Source organism: Loktanella sp. S4079, from assembly GCF_000967725.1.
GTDB lineage: Bacteria > Pseudomonadota > Alphaproteobacteria > Rhodobacterales > Rhodobacteraceae > Yoonia.
In genome coordinates this window covers 21616-40256 of record NZ_JXYE01000006.1, presented here as the reverse complement: position 1 = coordinate 40256, position 18641 = coordinate 21616, and the positions used below count along the sequence as shown (strand labels likewise).

Below are 18641 nucleotides of genomic sequence, written 5' to 3'. Positions count from 1 at the left end.
CACCTCGCTATCAAGCTCGTAATTCAGTGACTGGCTTTCGGGCACGGCGGCACCCATCTCTTTGGCGCGCTGCTCAAACTCCCATCCGATACCACCTGCTTCGACGGTTGCTTCGTGGCGATACCAGGCAAACCCTTCGACCCCGACTACCGTGATGTTTCCGCCAAAACATCCAAACCGTTCGAGCAAAGTCACCTGCACCCCGCAACGCGCCGCAGCGATCGCGGCAGCCAAGCCGCCGGGCCCAGAGCCAACCACCAAGACATCGGTTTCGTGGATCACAGGTGTTTCGCGGGCGGGTTCGGTTATTTGGCGTTGTGTCACTGCGGTGCTCTGATCATTGTGCTGGGTTCAGCATGATCGGGGGCCGGCCGACAAGTCAATGCGCGCGGCATGTTAAGTGATCAAAGTGAAAAGCAATTGGCCTTTTCTTTCGGGGCGCATAGACATGGGGTGCGACATTGATCAGGATGCAATTCTGACAGGACGGAGAGGACAAAAGAGCGCCATGGCGGAGGAACATCTGAATGAGATCGACGGTGATGAGGACCGAAAGTTTGTCTCGGCGCTTGCCCGTGGGCTTGATATTCTACGTGCGTTTCGCCCTCATGAAACGACGCTAACAAACCTTGAAATCGCAACGCGGACGGGTCTGCCAAAGCCGACGATCTCTCGATTGACGTATACGCTTTGTAAGCTTGAATATCTTGTCTATTCGGAACGCACGGGGACCTACCGTTTGGGCAGTGGCGTTCTCGCGCTTGGGTTTGGCGTGCTCTCTGGGATCGAAGTATCGGATCGTGCAACCGACGAGCTGATCGAGCTGTGTTCGGGTCCTAATCCGCATTTGACGGCGTCCTTTGGTGAGCGATTTAGAATGTCGGTGATTTATACGGCCGTACGCCGGAGCCAGCAGGCGGTTTCGCTCAGTAATAATATCGGTGCGCGTTTGCCGCTATTCCACAGCGCCATCGGTCGCGTGGTTCTGGCCACAATGCCAGAGGACGAGCGGCAGGTCATGCTAAACACGGCGATTAATGAACGTCCCGATGACGAGGGGCGCATTCGCGATGGCCTCAAACAAGCGCTGGAAGACTACGAACGTTATGGGTTTTGCACATCATTTGGTGGCTGGCTCCCTGAGGTGAACGGAGTTGCTGCGCCTGTTTTCTCGCTGAATGGTGATCGCACCTTTGGTGTGAACCTCGGCGGACCCTCATTCTTGGTCAGCCCATCCGAATTGATCGACGTCTATGGTCCGCGGATATTGGCAGCGACCGAACGGCTCTCTTATGGGGCGGCGCAACCGCAACGCTAAAGCGGTGGGGCAGTGCCCCACCGATCGTATAAGTTTAGAAAGTGCGTGCGATCTTAAATCCAACGGCCATCGTGGTGTTGTCGTTAAAATTGCTGCCTGCATTGGAAACCGCATCGCCATTGCTGATGATCTTGACCAGCCCGGAAATTTTGGTCTGATCCATCGTATAGGTCGCACCGATCCCTAACCCGAATTTTCCATCTGTCGGTGACAGATCGGATACAGGGCTATCTGTGGGTTGTTCATAGTCCACAGTAATTGCACCTGCCCATTCGCGGCTAAATCCTTTGCCCACCCCAAATGAGGTTTGCAATGTGTCGTCTGTATATCCGACCAAATCGCCAAAGGTTGTCGTGTTAATGTCCAGCGAGGTCCAGTCGATGTAGCGTGCGCTGCCAAATATGATTGTTGTCGGCGAGATTGCATGCCGCATTTCGAGATTAAGCGAAGCAGGCATTTCAAAAGTCGTTTCACCATCATCTGCACCATTGAACGACACATCGGCGGTGTGTTCGACTGCGGAATGATAGGTCAGCGATATTCGTGCAGCCTTGGCTGGAACTTCATACGCAGCGCCAACAGAATAGCCAAAGCCGGTGCTTTGCTCGATTGTGTTTTCTGCGCCTGCGGCGGGTAGATTTACGTCAATCTCAAGTTGCTCGGCGCGAATGCCACCATGGAGGCTAAAGCCGCCGCTTAGCTTGTACCGCGCGAGCGCGGTGATTGCCGCACTGTTCCATTCGGTATTTGAATCGGTAAATACGCCATTCGTTGCGTCGCCGTTATAGGTAATGTCGGCGCCCCAAGGCTGGTCAAAGATCACACCAAACGAAAGTTGCTCGTTGATATCTTTCTTAAAGGCTCCTCCAAACCCAAAGTAAGTATCGCCGAGATCGCTGATGCTATCCCCGCCCGCGGTTTCACCTGTCAGATCTGGCGAAACGGCCGAGAATGTCAGTTCGCCGTATGTGCCACGCTCGAAGAGCGGTGTGACGGATTGGCCTGACCTCTCTGGCGTGCCTGCAATCGCAGGCAATACCCCAAATGCGCAGGTCGCGAGCAACGTACCAATGAGAACTTTTGATGAATTCTTGTTCATTATTTCCTCCCTATTGCACCTGTGTGGTGCGTGGGTCCTAGACTTTGCCAGTCGGGTGTTTGAGTCAACAAAAATGCGAAACATAATTTCGCAAAACGTGTATATTTATGAATTAGTGTTTCGTGTGCGCCGCAGCGAAGATGCCAGAAAGACCTATATTATAAGAGAAGTGATCGAAAACTATCTTGATTCGGCTAGGTGTTCAGATCATGCCGCGTTTGGTTTTCTTCGATCATCTGGTAAATGCAGAATAAAATTTCGCAATGCGGTATTGGCAAAGGGTGTCCCGCTTACTAAGGTAAAGGCAATCGGGCATTAGGGGGTCGATTTGCAGCGCGCATCCGCGCGCCAAGGGGGAGGAGGTGTCATTCGGTCGCGACCACGGCGAGCGAAACGTGTTTGGCGCACGCCCCCCTATGCTTCCGGCTTTTGGGTGCCTCAATTCATACGCCGCGAGGAGCATGCATGGCACATACCAATACGCCTTTTGAAATGAATAACCTTGAGATGTCCGACAAGGCCAAGCCTTTGCTCGCTGCTGTGGTAAAGCATATTGCAGAAAACGTGGAACCGATCACGCAAGAATTCTATGACACGGCGCTGCCCGGCGACGCGCGCTGGTCATTATCAGAACGTCAGACCGAATTGCTGGAAGGCGCAAAGCAAAAGGCGCGCGATGCTGGGCTGTGGAATTTCTTTTTGCCAAATGCGGAAACCGGAGAAGGGCTATCGAACCTTGATTACGCTTATATCGCGTTTGAATTGGGTAAGAACCCGCTCGCTTCGCAGACGTTGAATTGCTCTGCGCCAGATACTGGCAATATGGAGGTGTTGGAACGGGTTGGCACAGCGGCGCAAAAGGAACGTTGGCTGAAGCCTCTCTTGGCAGGTGAAATCCGTTCATGCTTTGCCATGACAGAGCCTGAACATGCCTCCTCAGATGCGCGTAATATCCAGACGTCTGCAGTGTTGGATGGCGATGACTGGGTGATCAACGGAGAGAAATATTACATTTCGGGGGCAGGCGACGCGCGATGCAAGGTGATGATCTGTATGGTCAAAACCTCGCCCGAAGCCGAACCGTTTCGCCAACAGTCACAGATTCTGATCCCGATGGACGCACCCGGATTAGAAATTATAGGGCCGATGACTGTGTTTGGGGCGGATCACGCCCCGCACGGGCATATGCACCTGCGTCTTAACAATGTTCGTGTTCCCAAAGAAAATATACTCATGGGCGAGGGCTGCGGGTTTGAGATTAGCCAGTTGCGTTTAGGGCCGGGACGTATTCACCATTGTATGCGGTCAATCGGTATGGCTGAAAAATCGCTCGATATGTTTATGGAGCGTGGGCTGAGCCGGGTCGCCTTTGGCAAAAAGCTGATTGACCTTGGCAAGAATATGGAAACCTTGTCGCGCGCCCGCATCGAGATCGAGGCCTGCCGTCTGATGGTCCTCAAGGCAGCCAAAGCGATGGATACGCTCGGCAACAAAGAGGCGCGAATTTGGGTTTCGATGATCAAGGCGATGGTCCCTGAAAAAGTCTGCCAGATAATTGACCAAACCATCCAGATTTACGGCGCAACCGGGATGTCACAATGGACTGAGTTGCCAGAAATGTACGCCAATCAGCGGACTTTGCGCTTTGCTGATGGCCCGGACGAGGTTCACCATGCAGTGGTTGCCCGTGCAGAGGTCAAATCGTTTCAGGCGTCTAATGCGCGTTCAGGGGGCTAATCGATGTTTGATTTAACGGGAAGAACTGCGCTGCTAACGGGTGCCTCCAAGGGCATGGGGCTGGCCATGGCAAAGGCGCTGGCTGCGCAAGGGGCGCAGGTCGTGATTTCATCGCGCAAGCAAGACCAGCTTGATGTCGCAGCTGCGGAAATTAACGAAACGACCGGGCGTGCATGTGCAATCGGGATTGCCGCCAATGTCGGCTACCGTGATCAGTTAGAAACATTGGTCGCGCGGACCCGATCCGCCGTTGGCCCGGTCGATATCCTCATCGGAAATGCGGGCGTGAACCCATACTACGGCAAGACATCTGAAATTCCTGATGCTGCCTATGACAAAATTATGACCTCCAATGTGCAGTCAAACCTGTGGCTGGCGCAGCTACTTGCCCCTGATATGATTGCCAAAGGTCGCGGATCAATGATCTTTACGGCATCAGTGGGCGCGTACCAGCCGTCTGATATGCTTGGCCATTATGGGATGTCCAAACTGGCGTTGATCGGGCTGGTGCGCAATCTTGCGCTTGAGTTCGGCCCCAAGGGCATACGTTGCAACGCCATTTGTCCAGGCGTGATCAAGACCGACTTTGCCAAGGAACTTTGGGATAACCCCGAGGCAGAAGAACGCGCTCGTAATGACGTTCCTTTGCGGCGTTTGGGTGAGCCGTCAGATTTTTCCGGGTTGGCGGTTTATCTGGCCTCAGACGAGAGTAGCTACATGACGGGGCAGGCGCTGACGGTCTGTGGCGGCACGCATATGTGGGCCTAAAAAATGGAAATCACGGGTCAAATCGCAGTCGTCACAGGCGCAGCCAGCGGGATTGGGCGGGCCTTGGCCCTAAGGCTCGCTCGGGCAGGCGCGAAACACGTCATCTGCGCAGATATCAACAACGTTGGGGCTGATGAAACTGCCAGCGCCTGCGGAGGTATCGCTTATCGGCTTGATGTTAGCAAAGAAGCCGACATTGCCGCGCTCATTGCGCATATCGAGACAACGGTCGGCCCAATTGGGCTGTTTTGTTCAAACGCGGGCATCATGGTCAAAGGTGGGGCGGAGGCCCCGAATGCCGATTGGCAAAAGATATGGGAGATCAACGTGATGTCTCATGTTTGGGCCGCGCGACACATGCTGCCGCGCATGATTGCACGAAAGGGCGGCTATATTCTAAATACCGCATCTGCAGCTGGATTGCTTAGTCAAATTGGTGCCGCACCCTATAGCGTGAGCAAGCACGCAGCGGTTGGGTTTGCTGAATGGTTGGCATTGACACATGGTGACGACGGGATCGGCGTTTCGGTACTGTGCCCGCAGGCGGTCAGGTCCGAGATGACACGTGGCAAAGAAACATCCGTGGCGGCGCTGGATGGGTTGCTAGAACCCGAAATCGTCGCTGACGCCTGTATTGATGCGATCAAACAAGAGAGATTTCTCGTGCTGCCGCATCCAGAGGTGCTGGGATATTTCCAGAATAAGGCCGACGACTATGCGCGTTGGATCGGGGGAATGCGCAAACTTAATCGTAAGTTTCGGAAAACTTAGCTTACACCGCCCGCTCATATGGGGCGGTGTGTCTCAAACCTCGAGCCATTCTTTGCGGACTGTTTCATTGGCGCTTAGCTCTTGGGGGGTGCCTTCGAATACGACCCGCCCATGGCCCATCACATAGACACGGTCTGAAATATCCAACGCAATATCGAGCTTTTGTTCGACCAATAGCGTCGAGACCCCGCGCTTTGCGATTTCTTTCAGCAGGCCACCGACGCGCTGCACCATTTGTGGTGCGAGCCCCTCGGTCGGTTCGTCGATCATGATGAGGTCCGGATCGCCCATCAGCGCGCGGCACATTGTCAGCATCTGCTTTTCGCCACCTGAAAGAACGCTGGCTTCGGTATCTGCACGGTTGTTTAGGTTCTCGAACATGTCGAACATATCCTGTAGCGACCAACGCCCTTGCCCGTCCTTTTGGCCGGGTTTGAGGCCAAGGATAAGGTTCTGACGGGTCGTTAGCCCTGGAAAGATGTCGCGGTTCTCGGGAACATAGCCCAGCCCGAGGCGTGCAATATCAAATGCCTTTTTACCCGCAATTTCTTGGCCGTTAAACTTCACTGATCCATGGGCGGGGACCTCTCCGATGACCGTTTTGCATGTCGTTGAACGTCCAACGCCGTTGCGACCAAGTAGGGCGACAATTTCGCCCTTTTGAATGTGCATGTTCACGCCCTGAAGTACATGGGATTTACCGTAGTAGGCATGCAGGTTTTCGATTTCCAGCATGTTATTGCTCCGCCTTGATTGCCGTCCCAAGGTAGGCTTCTTGGACTGTTGGGTTTGCGCGAATTTCCTCGGGTGTACCTGTCGCGATGATCTTGCCGTAGACCAGCACCGAAATCCGGTCTGCCAGCCCAAAGACGACGCCCATGTCATGTTCGACCATGACCAATGTTTTATCGACCGTCACTTTGCGGATGAGTTCAACGATGTAATCCGTTTCGGTGTTGCTCATCCCGGCAGTGGGTTCATCAAGCATGACGACATCGGCGCCACCGGCAATTGTTAGCCCGATTTCGAGCGCACGCTGTTCCGCATAGGAAAGCACCCCAGCAGGAATGTTACGCCGCGATGTGAGGTTGATTTGTTCGATGATCGCATCCGCTGCCTCTGTCAGTGGTTTCGACCGATCGACCAGCGACCAGAATGAGTATCTGAATCCCATCGACCACAAAAGCGCGCAGCGGATATTTTCAAACACACTCATTCTTGGAAAGATGTTGCTGATTTGAAAGGAACGGCTCAGCCCCATGCGGTTGATCTTGCAGGGGACTAGCCCGTTTAGGTCTTGGCCATGCAGGTGAACCTTGCCTGCGCTTGGGGCCATGCGCCGGGTGATCAGGTTAAACAGTGTCGATTTGCCTGCACCGTTTGGGCCAATAATCGCGTGGCGTTCGCCTTTGGTAATGTGCAGGTCAACGCCGCGAATGATCTCGGCTTTGCCATAACTTTTCTTGAGACCGGAAATATCGAGAGCGTGTGTCATGATGCCCCTTTGTCGATGGTGTTGGCGTCATGCCAAGCGTCTTTGATATGTGGGATCAGCGCACGGGTCGTCATGATGGCCAGCAATGTGACGCCAATGACAATCCCCCAAGCGATAGGGCTGTGACTGTCGAAGGTGACCCAATACAGGCGCATTTCATGATCCCCGGGCGGGGCGTGCCTGACGTGGAAAAGCATCTCAAAGAGAGCCGCGCAGCCAAGTGTCGCAACCAGTACGGGGATCAGCACCTTTAGATATGGCGCAACTAGCCTGCGTAATTTCCCTAAGCGATATGCCGGTTCGTGCATCATCAGGAGGCCAGCTAGCCCGCGCGGGCAGTACATCACCGTCAGAACAAAGACCGTGCCGACGTAGAGCGCGCTCAGCTCTGTGTAGCGGCCCAGCACCGTTGTCAGCAGAGTAAACACGATCGCGCCAATGATCGGGCCGACAAAATATCCCATCCCACCAAGAAAGGTGATCAACAGGATCTTGCCCGACTGGACGAGGCTCATGCTTTCGGATGTCATAATCTCGTAGTTCAGCGCAAAAAGTCCACCAGCGATGCCAGCAAAGAACCCCGAGAAGATAAATGAATAAAAACGGACCCAGCGCGCGGAATAGCCCAAGAATTCAGCCCGTTCAGGGTTATCGCGCACCGCATTGGCCATACGCCCCATCGGTGTGCGCGTGTAAAGATACATCAAAAACACGGACAACAGCAGCCAAGCGGCGATCAGGTAGTAGACCTCTGATTGGCGTAGAAATTCGACGCCGAAAACAGGCAAGCCATAGGTCCGGTCAGCTGACACCCCTGTTTCCCCGCCAAAGAAGGTCACAAAGATCAGTGAGCAGGCAGCGATCAACTCGCCCACGCCAAGTGAAATCATCGCAAAAACTGTCCCGGCCTGCCGTGTCGAAAAGCTGCCAATGACGCAGGCCAAAAGTAGCCCTGCAAACCCACCAAACAAGGGCAAGAGCGGGAGTGGAAGCGGTGCGCCAAAGGCTTCGACATAGCTCATGACGTGGACGGCAAAGACGCCACCAAGCCCCATGAAAACAGCGTGGCCGAACGACAGCATTCCGCCTTGGCCCAATAGCATATTATACGCGAGCGCAAATATGATGGTGATGGCCATCTGGTTCATCAAGGTGATGGTCGCATTCGCCGAGAATATCTGCGGCAAGATTAGCAAGAGTAATGCAGCGCATAACCAAGGCATCGCCGATTTTAGGCGAAGCCCCATAGGTCCGGTGTCTGTCATTTGTGGTGTTGTGTCAGTCATAAGCCACCCTTTCGAAACAAACCATGCGGGCGGAAAATAAGCGTGAGCACCATCAGCAAATATGGCAGGATCGGTCCAACCTGGGATAGTGTGATGGACCAGAAATCACGCCACGGGCTGTTGCGCATATCAAGAGGTTGATCAACGCCTATCGCGTTCAGAATATCCGCAAGCCCAACGTCATAGGACGCGGCAAAGGTGGTGATCCAGCCGATCAGCAATGACGCATAAAGCGCCCCGCTTAACGAACCAAGCCCGCCGACGACAATTGTAACAAAGACAATCGATCCCAATGCAAACGCCATGCCCGGAAAGGTCCCCAAGACTGGTCCAGCGATCACGCCTGCCACAGCGGCAAGGGCAGTCCCCACCCCAAAGACACACATAAAAATCAAAGGCACGTTATGCCCAAGTGCTTCGACCGTGCGCGGAAAGCTAAGCGCCGCCTGAATGATCATTCCAATCCGGGTCTTGGTCAGCACAAAGAGCAACCCAGCAAAAATCGCGATGGCAACAAAGATCATAAAGACCTTGTAGGCCGGAACGGCATTGCCTGCGATTGAGAATAGCGCGAAGTCGAGCGCTTGAGGGGGCATAAACGGAACTTGGCTTTTGCCCCAAAAGAACTGCACCGCTTCTTCGATCAAAAGCGCCAGACCGAAGGTAAAGATCAATTCGGCGACGTGCCCATGCTGGTGAACGCGCCGCAGGCCGTATCGCTCGACCACCGCACCAAGAAACCCGACAATCACGGGCGCACAAACAAGAGCCATCCAAAAGCCCATATAAAGGCTGATCTGATAGCCAAAATATGCGCCAAGCATGTAAAAACTGGCGTGGGCAAAATTAAGAACGCCCATCATCGAAAAGATGAGCGTCAGCCCGGCTGATAGCATAAAGAGCAACAGTCCCGTGACGAGACCGTCAATAAGGTTGACCAACAAGAGGTCCATTTCGTTTCTCCGGCGTTTTTTGCGACGTCAATGCACCCGACCGGGGAATGACGGTCGGGTGCCTGTGCGAGCTGACTCAGGGACGATCCATCTCGCACGAGGAGGCAGCGTCGCGACCCGCCGCTGCGACAGTATCTGAAACCCGCAACCCAAAAGGCGATCCGTCCAGCGCGTTGACAATATCTTCGTCTGTATGCGCCATGACGTGAACATCTTGGATCAATTGATGATTGTCCGGGCGCATATAGAGCGTCCCACCAAAAGGATTTTCGATCTCAAGCCCTTCGAGCGCGTTGGCCACTGCCACCACGTCTGTGGCGGTGCCAGCCTCATTGATGGCGGCTGCGAGCATACGCATCACATTGGACGTCCGGGCGAGGGTGAAATTCTCACCGGGGAACGCGGTTTTGAAGTCACTGACATATTGCGCAGCCTCTTCTGATACTGGCGGGTTCGTCTGCCCTTCGGCGACAATGAACAATGATCCTTTGCCTGCCTCACCAAAGCCGGCGGTGATCCCGCTTGCTGCAGCGTAATAGGTGTAGATTGGTCCGGTAAAACCGTTTGAAATCAAAGCGGTTCCCAGCCCATACATATCAGCGCCCCACGCACCCGTAATCACAAAGTCTGCCCCGGACGAGACGATTTTGCGGGCGTAGGGGGTGAAGTCTTTGACTTGACCGATTGGGTGGACCTCGTCGCCCGCAATTGTGATATCCGGGCGTTTGTCGGCCAACATTGCGGTTGCGCTCGCGGCGACAGCGCGGCCAAAGCTATAATCTTGGTTGATGAGATAGCCTGACGTTAGTTCTGGACTTTGTGCAATAACGTCTGTCAAAGCGTCCATCTTTAGGTCCGAATTTGCATCGAAACTAAAGTGCCAGAAGCTGCATGCTTCGTTGGTTAGCGCAGGATCAATCGCGGCGTAGTTCAAGAATAGTACTTGCTGATCCGGGTTGCGGCGATTGTGTTTGCTGATCGCGTCGATCAGCGCCGCGGCGACGCCAGATGATTGCCCTTGCACGATATAGCGCACGCCATCGTCAATCGCGGTCTGCAAGTGGATGAGCGTTTCAGTTGCGCTGATCTTGTTATCAAGCCCGATCAGTTCAAATGTGTCGCCATCCAAAACGCCGCCTTGGTCATTTACGACGGCATCAACTGCATATTGAAACAGGTGATAGGCGTTTTCCCCGGTTGCCGCAAAAGGACCGGACAGCGGGTCGATAAACGCAATCTTGATTGTATCTGCGTAGGACGCGCTGGTGGTCAAGAGCGCGCCTGCGACCGCACCGCATAGTCCTTTCATCGTCTTATTCATGTTTTTCTCCTCCCAAAGAATTAGGTCACGATAGTCGACATGCGCTTGCGACCTTTGATTATTGAATCAGTTTTGCACATGTCCTGCGTTATTCAAACAAATTTGTTTCGCTTTGCGAAATATCATTTCGGAAATGGCGATTGGTCTATCTCAGTGCGTCTACCCCGCGCTGCGCGAATAGCGGGACTTTGGCACCGATCTTGGCTGCGCGTTCGGGGTTTGATGCGTTCCCACTCAGCGCGCGTTTGCGTACGCCTTGGATGATCGCAGCCATGCGGAAAAAACAAAACGACAGGTAAAAACCAAAGTTCTCGATCTGTGGAAGGCGTCTGCGGTCACAGTATTGGGCAATGAAATCGGCGTCACTTGGCAGACCCAATGCCTTGCGGTCTGCCCCTTCTAGTCCGCGGCCTTCGGCCCCGACGGGCATTTGCCATTGCATGATCACCGCAGCTAGATCCGCAAAGGGATGCCCGATGGTTGATAGTTCCCAATCAAGCACTGCCAGGCAATCGGTGTTGTCTTGGGCGAAAATCATATTGTCGATCCGATAGTCCCCGTGGACCAACCCGCGCTGCCCGTCATCGGCGGGTATCTGTTCGATCAGCATCGCAATAAGGCGATCCATGGCTGGAATGGTCTCGGTTTCCGAGGCGCGATATTGTTTGCTCCAGCGATTGATTTGTCGTTCAAAGTAATTGCCGGGTGGTCCATAATCGGTCAGCGCCCGCTGTTCGATGTCGATATCATGCAAGGCGGCCAGCACGCGGTTCATTTCAGTCATGATCGCGGTGCGTTCACTGACGGGCACATCCGGCAAATGCGGAAAGCCAAAGTTTCGCCCATCGACATGTTCCATGACATAAAACATGGATCCGATGACGGACTCATCATGGCAAAGGTGCAGCATTTTTGCCACCGGAACATCGCTATTTGCCAATGCGGATTGGACCCGAAATTCGCGGTCAACGGCATGGGCAGATTTCAACAATTGCCCCGGCGGTTTGCGCCGCAGAACCAGACGCTTTGTCGGGGTTTGCAAAAGGAATGTCGGGTTGGACTGACCCTGTTGAAATTTGGATGCGGTGATCGGCCCGTCTAACCCCGGTAGGTGATCGGACAGATAGGTTGTAACGGCCACAAGGTCGAGATTTTGCGTATCTGTTTTCATCATTTCACTAGCTGTAACTGATCATATCAGCGCCCTCGCCCTGTGCGAAATGGGGGGTGCTGTTGAATTCGTGCAGATAAAAACCGCGATCTGAATAGACAAAGCGTGTCATAGCAGTGTTCTTGATCTGCAGATTGAGCGTCATCATGTTTTCGACCGCGCCACCCAAAGTGCGAGACACGATCTGGCCAATCACACCGCCAGAACTGACGACCACGGTTCGCTTAGCCTTACCCGCAATGGCGAAACGGCGGGCCTGTTCAACGCGTTCGGTAAACCCAGCCCAGGATTCTGACGCGTCGGGGATTTCGTCGCGCATCCAAGCGTGCACCGTTTCACGCAAAAGGCGAAAATGGGTTTTGCGATCTGGTTGGTCTTTGGTATTGCTGGGCGTTAACGTTCTGGCGTTTAGCAAATCCTGAAAATCATATTCGTTAAACCCGCTGTGTTGTTCTGGCGTGACAGCGAACCCCATCGCGGCAAGCGTATCAATTTGCCGATCGAGTGTGCCGGAAATTGCGCGGTCGGGGACCCAGCCAGAGGCGCGCAATAGTTCACCCACAATTCTGGCTTGTTGTTTACCCAAATCAGACAAGGCATCGTAATTTGCTGCCCCAAAAGAAGCCTGCCCATGCCGAATGATCAAAAGCTCAGCCATACCGCGCCAGTATCAAAAGATTTCGAAAAGGCCAGCAGCGCCCATTCCGCCACCAACGCACATGGTCACCACCGCGTATTTGACTCCACGTCGTTTGCCCTCGATCAAAACATGGCCAGCCATGCGCGCCCCTGACATCCCGTAGGGGTGACCGATCGAAATCGCGCCGCCATTCACGTTTAAGATTTCGTCGGGAATACCAAGTTGATCGCGGCTATACAGCACCTGCACGGCAAACGCCTCATTGAGTTCCCAAAGCCCAATGTCATCCATCTTGAGACCATGCGCCTTGAGCAGTTTTGGCACGGCGAATACCGGCCCGATGCCCATCTCGTCGGGTTCACATCCCGCTGCGGTGATTCCGACACAACGGCCCAGCGGGGTTACGCCGTTTTGGGCTGCGAAATTTTCCTCCATAACAACAACGGCTGAACCCCCATCTGAAAGCTGGCTCGCGTTGCCCGCAGTGATGTGTTTGCCCGTTTTGATGTGGATACCGTCCTTAAAAACGGGCTCTAACGCGGCAAGGCTTTCGGCGGTCGTGCTTGGGCGGTTGCCTTCGTCCTTGGTCAGGGTGACCTCTTGGTCGAACCATTCGCCGGTTTCTTTGTTCTGGACCTTTTTGATTGTCGTGATTGGCACGATTTCGTCGTCGAACTTACCAGTTTGTTGGGCGGTATGCGTGCGGGCCTGCGATTGGGCAGCATAAGCATCTTGATCGCTACGTGGGACGCCATATCGTTCGCCAACCGTTTCGGCGGTTTCCAGCATGGTCATATAGGCCTCGGGTTTGTTGGCGACCAGCCACGGATCAGAGCCGGCCCGGAATTCTTGGTTCTGAACCATCGAAACGCTTTCGACGCCGCCGCTGACCACCGCATTCATACCGTCTATCGCGATCTGTTTGCAGGCCGTTCCAATCGCCATCAAGCCAGAGGCGCATTGGCGATCAATCGACATCCCGCCAACCGTCACAGGTAGCCCTGCACGCAATGCAGCACGACGGCCGATATTGCCACCTTGCACCCCTTGTTGGAGCGAAGCGCCAAAAATGCTGTCCTCGATTTGTGCCGGATCAATATTTGCGCGTTCAACAGCATGAGTGATCGCATGTGCCGCAAGCGCGGTCGGCGTGGTTGCATTAAACGCGCCGCGATAGGCTTTGCCGATTGGCGTGCGGGCCGTTGATACGATGACTGCGTTGCGCATGATTAAGATCCTTTGTTCGTCAATTTCTGAATTTTGTGTTGGTCAGGGGGCGTTCCGTCAGAGCCCGCGGGCCTGCGCAATTTTTTCTGCGTGATAGCCATAGTCGCCCAGCCATTCGGCCAGAACGCGGGCGCGTTTCATGTAAAAGCCCATGTCAAATTCATCGGTCATGCCGATCCCGCCGTGCATTTGCACGCCTTCCGAAACGGCTAATCGTGCTGTTTGCATCGCGCGTGCTTTTGCGAGCGACACAGCAAGCCCTGCATCTTGCGGGGATTGATCTAAGACGCGGCCTGCGTTCATCAGGGCAGAGCGCGTGGCCTCAATCTCGCACCACAGATGCGCTGCGCGATGTTGAAGGGCCTGAAAGCTGCCGATTTTGACACCGAATTGGGTGCGTTCTTTGAGATAGGCGATGGTCATATCAAAGGCAGCAATCGCGAGGCCGGTTGCCTCTGCGGCGACGGCGGCTTGTCCGGCATGCAGGGCGGGTGCCAGCACCTTCATCGCTTTGCCTGCGCTGCCAACAATTGCATCACTCTTTAGTGCAACTTGATCCAAAGTGATGTTTGCCGCATTTCGGCTGTCAATCATCGAGTTTGGGCTAATTTCCACGCCCGTAGCATCAGCAGCAATATCAAAGAGCGTCAGCCCCTCGTCCGTCCGCGCAAGGATCAGCAGCCGATTTGCAAAGCCACCATCAACGACAAAGACCTTGCTTCCACTCAACTCATAACCTTTGTCTGTAGATTTTGCGTAGGTTCGAACCTGCTCTGGGGCGAATTTGCCGCGCTCGTCAATTGCCATAGCGTAGATGCGATGACCGCTGGCTATTTCCTTTAGCGCCTTTTGTGATTTGTCTCGCGCGGCGTGGCGAAACACGGTCGCCGCAATGACGGCCGTTGAAATGAAAGGGCTGCTGGCCAGCGTCTTGCCCATTTCTTGCGAAAGCAGGCAGGCGGCGGTAAAACCCATGTCGCTACCACCTGCGTTTTCCGGGATCAGAACGCCCGCCCATCCCATTGCAACCATCTGTGCCCAAAGGTCGGGATCGTAGGTTTTACCCGCATCACGCAGCCCGCGTAGGTGGCTAACTGGTGCGGCTTGATCAATGAAACTCCGGGCGGATTCGACCAGCATCGTTTCGTCAGTGGTTTGTGCTAATCCGGTCATCTGCTCTGCCTTATCGTAGGTCCAAGACGCGGCGCGCGATGATGCTCAGCATCACTTCGGACGTGCCGCCTTCGATGGAGTTTGCCTTGGAGCGCAACCAAGGTTCAGCGAACCCAGCGCCCCACTCCAAGGCGTTGCTGCCATAGGCCGACATGATGAATTCGTGCCGCGATTTGTTCAGTTCTGTGCCTAGGTATTTAAGCATTGCAGAGGCGTGACCGACGCCTTGCCCTGCAGATGACTGATCCTTGTATCTATCCAGCGTTAGTGAAATCGCAAGCGCGTCAATCTCGGTTTCTACCGCCCGATTGCGCAATGTTTGATCGGCCAGTCCGTCGGGGTAGGCATCTGCCAAAACGGCGCCGAGTGCACGGCCACCGGAAACCCCAGTGCCTCCGCCCGAGATCATTTCGCGTTCATGCGTCAGAAGATATTTTGCGACATCCCAGCCGCCATTAACTTCTCCGACAACCCGATCCTTTGGGACCTGCACATCATCAAAGAAGGTCTCGCAAAAGGGGGAGCTACCCGAAATCAATCTGATTGGCTTGGTCGAGACCCCATCTGACGCCATGTCGACGAGCAAAAACGAAATACCTTTGTGTTTTGGCGCGTGTTTGTCCGTGCGGACAAGAGCGAAGATCGCGTCGGCCTTATCTGCGTAGGATGTCCAGATTTTTTGCCCGTTGACACGCCAATGATCGCCTTGGTCGTCGCATTTGGTTTGTACGCTAGCGAGGTCAGATCCAGCACCGGGTTCGGAATACCCCTGACACCAGCGCATTTTTCCCTGCGCGATGGGTGGCAGATACGCGCGTTTCTGTTCGGGCGTTCCAAATCGCAATAGGGCAGGGCCAAGCATCCAAATCCCGAAACTCTGTAGCGGCAAGCGCGCGTTGGCCCGTTCCAGTTCTTCGCGGTAGATCTTTTCGCGAGTTCGATCCAACCCTGCGCCGCCATATTCGCGTGGCCATGTGGGAACTGTTAAACCAACCGCTGATGCGCGTTCGAGCCAGAGCTGTTGCGCCTGTGATTCAAATACCCAGTTACGACCACCCCAACAGATATGCGCGGGGCTATGATCACCATCACGCATCTCGGCTGGGCAGTTTTCCGCGATCCACGCGCGCACTGCAAATCTGAACGCTTCAGGTTCTTCAATGCCAATCATTTTGTTCCTCCCGATCGCAGCGAACAGATCATGGTTGCTGCGATCATTTCGCATAGCAGAATGGCATTTCGCAAAATGATTGACAACCCGCTTGTCTTTCGATGTTGTGAAAAACACAATTCGAACGAGGAGGAGACACCACAATGAAGGCCATGATAAGCAAGGAACCCGGAGGTCCCGAGACGCTAGAAATGACCGAAATGTCGATGCCTGAACCCAAAGCGGGAGAGTTGCTCATTCAGGTGCATGCTGCAGGCGTGAATTTTCCAGATACCCTTATTATTAAGGACATGTATCAATTTAAGCCCCCGCGCCCCTTTGCCCCGGGTGGAGAGGTTTGTGGCGAAATCATTGGTATAGGTGAAGGCGTTGCGGGATTTGAGAAAGGCGAACGGGTGCTTGCGTTGACTGGTCACGGAGCCTTTGCAACGCATATGACGCTCACGGCGGATCGGGCTGTCAAAGTGCCAGATGGAATGCCTTCTGAAGATGCGGCTTGTTTCATTTTTACCTATGGAACGTCACATCACGCGCTAAAGGATCGCGCCCAGCTTAGGCCGGGTGAGACACTGCTGATTCTGGGGGCCGCTGGTGGGGTTGGTGCTGCGGCAATCGAACTCGCCAAGGCAGCGGGCGCAACGGTGATTGCGGCGGTTTCGACAGAAGACAAAGCGCGCTTTTGCAGTTCTATTGGTGCGGATCATACCATTATATATCCGCGCGATATGACGCGTGATGCGCAGCGTGCGTTTTCGGATCAGGTCAAGGCGCTTACCAACGGGCAGGGAGCGGATGTAATCTATGATGCCGTTGGGGGTGATTATGCCGAACCTGCGCTGCGTGCAATCGGCTGGCAGGGGCGATATTTGGTTGTTGGATTTCCAGCGGGTATTCCAAAATTGCCTTTGAACCTTCCACTGTTAAAGGGAAGCCAGATTATTGGGGTATTCTGGGGGGCTGCGGTACGTCATGACCCTAACGGACATGCCGAAAACATGGCTGATTTGTTCCAGCTTTATGCCGAAGGCAAGATAAGGCCACGCATTCACGCGCGTTTTCCACTGGCGCAGGCGGCTGATGCGTTGAATATGATGTCGGATCGCAAGGTCATGGGCAAAGTCATTGTCGCCATTCACGGCTAACAGGGAAAAAACCACATATGTCTGCAATTGAAATGGCATTTGCCGAAAGCCAGAAGGCTATAGGTCGTGAAATTGGACTGTCTGATTGGGTGTTGCTCAACCAAGCGCGGATTGATGCCTTTGCCGCAGCGACTTTGGATCGGCAGTGGATTCATACCGCACCCGAGAAAGCGGCGAATACAGCATTTGGGGGAACCATTGCGCATGGATTCTTGACGCTATCGCTTGCCGCGCATTTTGCCCAAACCGCACTTCCCCCGTCTAAGGGCGCTGTCATGTCCGTTAACTATGGGTTTGATCGCATCCGCTTTCTGGCCCCTGTTCGATCCGGTGCTCGTATTCGCGGTAGATTTATCCTTGAGCAAGCGGTCAAGCGAAAGCCACTGGAATTGCTGCGGACTTATGCGCTCTCCATTGAGATCGAGGGTATGCAAACCCCAGCCGTCAAGGCGACCTGGCTGGGGCTCACAATATTCGACGACTAGGGCGGACCTATTGCGGTAGCCCAAGCATCACCTTGAGCGCATTGACCTTTGTGATCAGCTTTGGTCCGATTTCTTCGTGAATGCGTTCTTTGGGCATTTCATCCATTCCCGCGCCGCACAAAAATGCGAACGGCAGTCCAGTCTGATCCGGCACGAATGGAACCGCACAGGCGTTCACTTCGGCGTTCCAACCGCCCAAGGATGTGACGTACCCTTTGATGATTAAAGATTGCCGGTCTGCGACGGTTTGATCGCTGTCTTCGGGTGATGCCGCGGTCGTTGCTTTGATCGCGCGTCCGGGCGCGCTGTGATCTAGGGGCAAACGATGCCCTTCCTGAAGCCAAATCGCTGGTCGTCCACGGGGCCGCCAGACGCGGGCTAACATCACGGCCTCGCCATCTTGGACGCCCACAGCAACCAGCGCAGAAATGTCATCCGCTAATTCTTGCATGATCGGGTCGGCCAACGACAAGAAGGAGAACCCTTCGCGTGCGGTGTAGCCCAATGCAATCGCCGCCGGCCCGAGCCGAAACGATTCGGAGGGCTGTAGCTGCACCAGAAAACCATGTTTGGTCAGTGTATATGTCATGCGCGAAACGGTCGAAGAATGCAGCCCCGTCCGACGCGCAATTTCCCGATTCCCAAGAGAAGCGTCCTTTTGGCTGAACGCGCGCAAGACCTGCAAGCCCTTTGCGAGCGTCGAAGCGTATCGTCTATCTGTTTCCTCGGTCACCTGTTTTCCTTCGCAAAATTTGATGCGCCCGCCCAGTTTAGCCGCCCGTTAGGGCGGGGTGAAGCGCATCACGACTTCTACAATAGTGCTTCACATAGTAAAGCAATGCATTGCATGTTGACGCAATATAGAATCTGTGTTTGTTTCTTCT

Annotated in this window: 18 protein-coding genes and 1 pseudogene; 6 read left to right on the top strand and 13 right to left on the bottom strand. The window is 54.3% G+C overall.

Annotation, left to right across the window (positions count from 1 at the left end; translation table 11 throughout):
* Window positions 1-3: 3 nt before the first annotated feature.
* A pseudogene (locus TW80_RS17890) lies at window positions 4-324 on the bottom strand (FAD-dependent oxidoreductase); the annotation flags it as partial.
* Window positions 325-508: 184 nt separating this feature from the next.
* Between TW80_RS17890 and TW80_RS13420 the strand changes: the two are divergent.
* Window positions 509-1318, top strand: a complete 810-nt coding sequence (locus TW80_RS13420; protein ID WP_045997952.1) for an IclR family transcriptional regulator — start codon at window positions 509-511, stop codon at window positions 1316-1318.
* Window positions 1319-1352: 34 nt separating this feature from the next.
* Here the strand turns inward: TW80_RS13420 and TW80_RS13415 are convergent, their stop codons facing one another.
* Window positions 1353-2417 carry an OmpP1/FadL family transporter gene (locus TW80_RS13415; RefSeq protein ID WP_052700988.1) on the bottom strand — a complete coding sequence of 355 codons (1065 nt, stop codon included), beginning with the start codon at window positions 2415-2417 and terminating at the stop codon, window positions 1353-1355.
* Window positions 2418-2909: 492 nt separating this feature from the next.
* Here TW80_RS13415 and TW80_RS13410 point away from each other — a divergent pair, with 492 nt between their 5' ends.
* Genes TW80_RS13410 through TW80_RS13400 form a run of 3 tightly spaced genes read left to right on the top strand, consistent with a single transcriptional unit; the run spans window position 2910 to window position 5693 of the window.
* Window positions 2910-4154 carry an acyl-CoA dehydrogenase family protein gene (locus TW80_RS13410; protein ID WP_045998179.1) on the top strand — a complete coding sequence of 415 codons (1245 nt, stop codon included), beginning with the start codon at window positions 2910-2912 and terminating at the stop codon, window positions 4152-4154.
* Window positions 4155-4157: 3 nt separating this feature from the next.
* Window positions 4158-4922 carry an SDR family NAD(P)-dependent oxidoreductase gene (locus tag TW80_RS13405; RefSeq protein ID WP_045997951.1) on the top strand — a complete coding sequence of 255 codons (765 nt, stop codon included), beginning with the start codon at window positions 4158-4160 and terminating at the stop codon, window positions 4920-4922.
* Window positions 4923-4925: 3 nt separating this feature from the next.
* Complete coding sequence (locus TW80_RS13400) at window positions 4926-5693, top strand: SDR family oxidoreductase (protein WP_045997950.1); 768 nt, start codon at window positions 4926-4928, stop codon at window positions 5691-5693.
* 33 nt (window positions 5694-5726) lie between these two features.
* Here TW80_RS13400 and TW80_RS13395 read toward each other — a convergent pair whose 3' ends face one another.
* The 10 genes from TW80_RS13395 to TW80_RS13350 all read right to left on the bottom strand — a co-directional run bounded on the left by TW80_RS13395 (window position 5727) and on the right by TW80_RS13350 (window position 16130).
* On the bottom strand, window positions 5727-6428 hold the full coding sequence (locus tag TW80_RS13395) for an ABC transporter ATP-binding protein (RefSeq protein WP_045997949.1): 702 nt from the start codon (window positions 6426-6428) through the stop codon (window positions 5727-5729).
* Between the two features lies 1 nt (window position 6429).
* Entirely contained in the window at window positions 6430-7188 is a 759-nt protein-coding gene (locus TW80_RS13390) for an ABC transporter ATP-binding protein (protein ID WP_239450553.1), read from the bottom strand.
* Complete coding sequence (locus TW80_RS13385; protein WP_052700987.1) at window positions 7185-8474, bottom strand: branched-chain amino acid ABC transporter permease; 1290 nt, start codon at window positions 8472-8474, stop codon at window positions 7185-7187. The genes TW80_RS13390 and TW80_RS13385 overlap by 4 nt, the downstream gene beginning before the upstream one ends.
* On the bottom strand, window positions 8471-9427 hold the full coding sequence (locus TW80_RS13380; RefSeq protein ID WP_045997947.1) for a branched-chain amino acid ABC transporter permease: 957 nt from the start codon (window positions 9425-9427) through the stop codon (window positions 8471-8473). The genes TW80_RS13385 and TW80_RS13380 overlap by 4 nt, the downstream gene beginning before the upstream one ends.
* 76 nt (window positions 9428-9503) lie before the next feature.
* Window positions 9504-10748, bottom strand: a complete 1245-nt coding sequence (locus TW80_RS13375; RefSeq protein ID WP_239450552.1) for a branched-chain amino acid ABC transporter substrate-binding protein — start codon at window positions 10746-10748, stop codon at window positions 9504-9506.
* Window positions 10749-10893: 145 nt separating this feature from the next.
* The gene (locus tag TW80_RS13370; RefSeq protein WP_045997946.1) at window positions 10894-11919 is read right to left on the bottom strand and encodes a phosphotransferase family protein; all 1026 of its coding nucleotides are present in this window, start codon (window positions 11917-11919) and stop codon (window positions 10894-10896) included.
* 7 nt (window positions 11920-11926) lie between these two features.
* Window positions 11927-12577, bottom strand: coding sequence for a histidine phosphatase family protein (locus tag TW80_RS13365; protein ID WP_045997945.1), 651 nt, complete (start codon window positions 12575-12577; stop codon window positions 11927-11929).
* A 12-nt stretch (window positions 12578-12589) separates the two neighbouring features.
* Entirely contained in the window at window positions 12590-13786 is a 1197-nt protein-coding gene (locus tag TW80_RS13360; RefSeq protein WP_045997944.1) for an acetyl-CoA C-acyltransferase, read from the bottom strand.
* A gap of 57 nt (window positions 13787-13843) precedes the next feature.
* A complete protein-coding gene (locus tag TW80_RS13355; protein WP_204218507.1) occupies window positions 13844-14959 on the bottom strand; it encodes an acyl-CoA dehydrogenase family protein in 1116 nt (371 codons plus the stop codon).
* A gap of 10 nt (window positions 14960-14969) precedes the next feature.
* Window positions 14970-16130 (bottom strand): acyl-CoA dehydrogenase family protein, encoded by a 1161-nt coding sequence (locus tag TW80_RS13350; protein ID WP_045998175.1) that lies wholly within the window; start codon window positions 16128-16130, stop codon window positions 14970-14972.
* Window positions 16131-16273: 143 nt separating this feature from the next.
* Here TW80_RS13350 and TW80_RS13345 point away from each other — a divergent pair, with 143 nt between their 5' ends.
* The gene (locus TW80_RS13345; RefSeq protein ID WP_045997943.1) at window positions 16274-17272 is read left to right on the top strand and encodes an NADPH:quinone oxidoreductase family protein; all 999 of its coding nucleotides are present in this window, start codon (window positions 16274-16276) and stop codon (window positions 17270-17272) included.
* A 17-nt stretch (window positions 17273-17289) separates the two neighbouring features.
* The gene (locus TW80_RS13340) at window positions 17290-17757 is read left to right on the top strand and encodes a MaoC family dehydratase (protein WP_045997942.1); all 468 of its coding nucleotides are present in this window, start codon (window positions 17290-17292) and stop codon (window positions 17755-17757) included.
* A 7-nt stretch (window positions 17758-17764) separates the two neighbouring features.
* Here the strand turns inward: TW80_RS13340 and TW80_RS13335 are convergent, their stop codons facing one another.
* Entirely contained in the window at window positions 17765-18490 is a 726-nt protein-coding gene (locus TW80_RS13335; protein WP_045997941.1) for an IclR family transcriptional regulator, read from the bottom strand.
* Window positions 18491-18641: the final 151 nt, after the last annotated feature.

Excerpts from the sequence above, each read along its gene's own strand:
- TW80_RS13375 (WP_239450552.1), bottom strand. The coding sequence starts at position 10,748 with ATGAATAAGACGATGAAAGGACTATGCGGTGCGGTCGCAGGCGCGCTC.
- TW80_RS13395 (WP_045997949.1), bottom strand. The coding sequence starts at position 6,428 with ATGCTGGAAATCGAAAACCTGCATGCCTACTACGGTAAATCCCATGTA.
- TW80_RS13385 (WP_052700987.1), bottom strand. The coding sequence starts at position 8,474 with ATGACTGACACAACACCACAAATGACAGACACCGGACCTATGGGGCTT.
- TW80_RS13355 (WP_204218507.1), bottom strand. The coding sequence starts at position 14,959 with ATGACCGGATTAGCACAAACCACTGACGAAACGATGCTGGTCGAATCC.
- TW80_RS13380 (WP_045997947.1), bottom strand. The coding sequence starts at position 9,427 with ATGGACCTCTTGTTGGTCAACCTTATTGACGGTCTCGTCACGGGACTG.
- TW80_RS13400 (WP_045997950.1), top strand. The coding sequence starts at position 4,926 with ATGGAAATCACGGGTCAAATCGCAGTCGTCACAGGCGCAGCCAGCGGG.
- TW80_RS13365 (WP_045997945.1), bottom strand. The coding sequence starts at position 12,577 with ATGGCTGAGCTTTTGATCATTCGGCATGGGCAGGCTTCTTTTGGGGCA.
- TW80_RS13350 (WP_045998175.1), bottom strand. The coding sequence starts at position 16,130 with ATGATTGGCATTGAAGAACCTGAAGCGTTCAGATTTGCAGTGCGCGCG.
- TW80_RS13370 (WP_045997946.1), bottom strand. The coding sequence starts at position 11,919 with ATGAAAACAGATACGCAAAATCTCGACCTTGTGGCCGTTACAACCTAT.
- TW80_RS13410 (WP_045998179.1), top strand. The coding sequence starts at position 2,910 with ATGAATAACCTTGAGATGTCCGACAAGGCCAAGCCTTTGCTCGCTGCT.
- TW80_RS13405 (WP_045997951.1), top strand. The coding sequence starts at position 4,158 with ATGTTTGATTTAACGGGAAGAACTGCGCTGCTAACGGGTGCCTCCAAG.
- TW80_RS13340 (WP_045997942.1), top strand. The coding sequence starts at position 17,290 with ATGTCTGCAATTGAAATGGCATTTGCCGAAAGCCAGAAGGCTATAGGT.
- TW80_RS13360 (WP_045997944.1), bottom strand. The coding sequence starts at position 13,786 with ATGCGCAACGCAGTCATCGTATCAACGGCCCGCACGCCAATCGGCAAA.
- TW80_RS13420 (WP_045997952.1), top strand. The coding sequence starts at position 509 with ATGGCGGAGGAACATCTGAATGAGATCGACGGTGATGAGGACCGAAAG.
- TW80_RS13345 (WP_045997943.1), top strand. The coding sequence starts at position 16,274 with ATGAAGGCCATGATAAGCAAGGAACCCGGAGGTCCCGAGACGCTAGAA.
- TW80_RS13415 (WP_052700988.1), bottom strand. The coding sequence starts at position 2,417 with ATGAACAAGAATTCATCAAAAGTTCTCATTGGTACGTTGCTCGCGACC.
- TW80_RS13390 (WP_239450553.1), bottom strand. The coding sequence starts at position 7,188 with ATGACACACGCTCTCGATATTTCCGGTCTCAAGAAAAGTTATGGCAAA.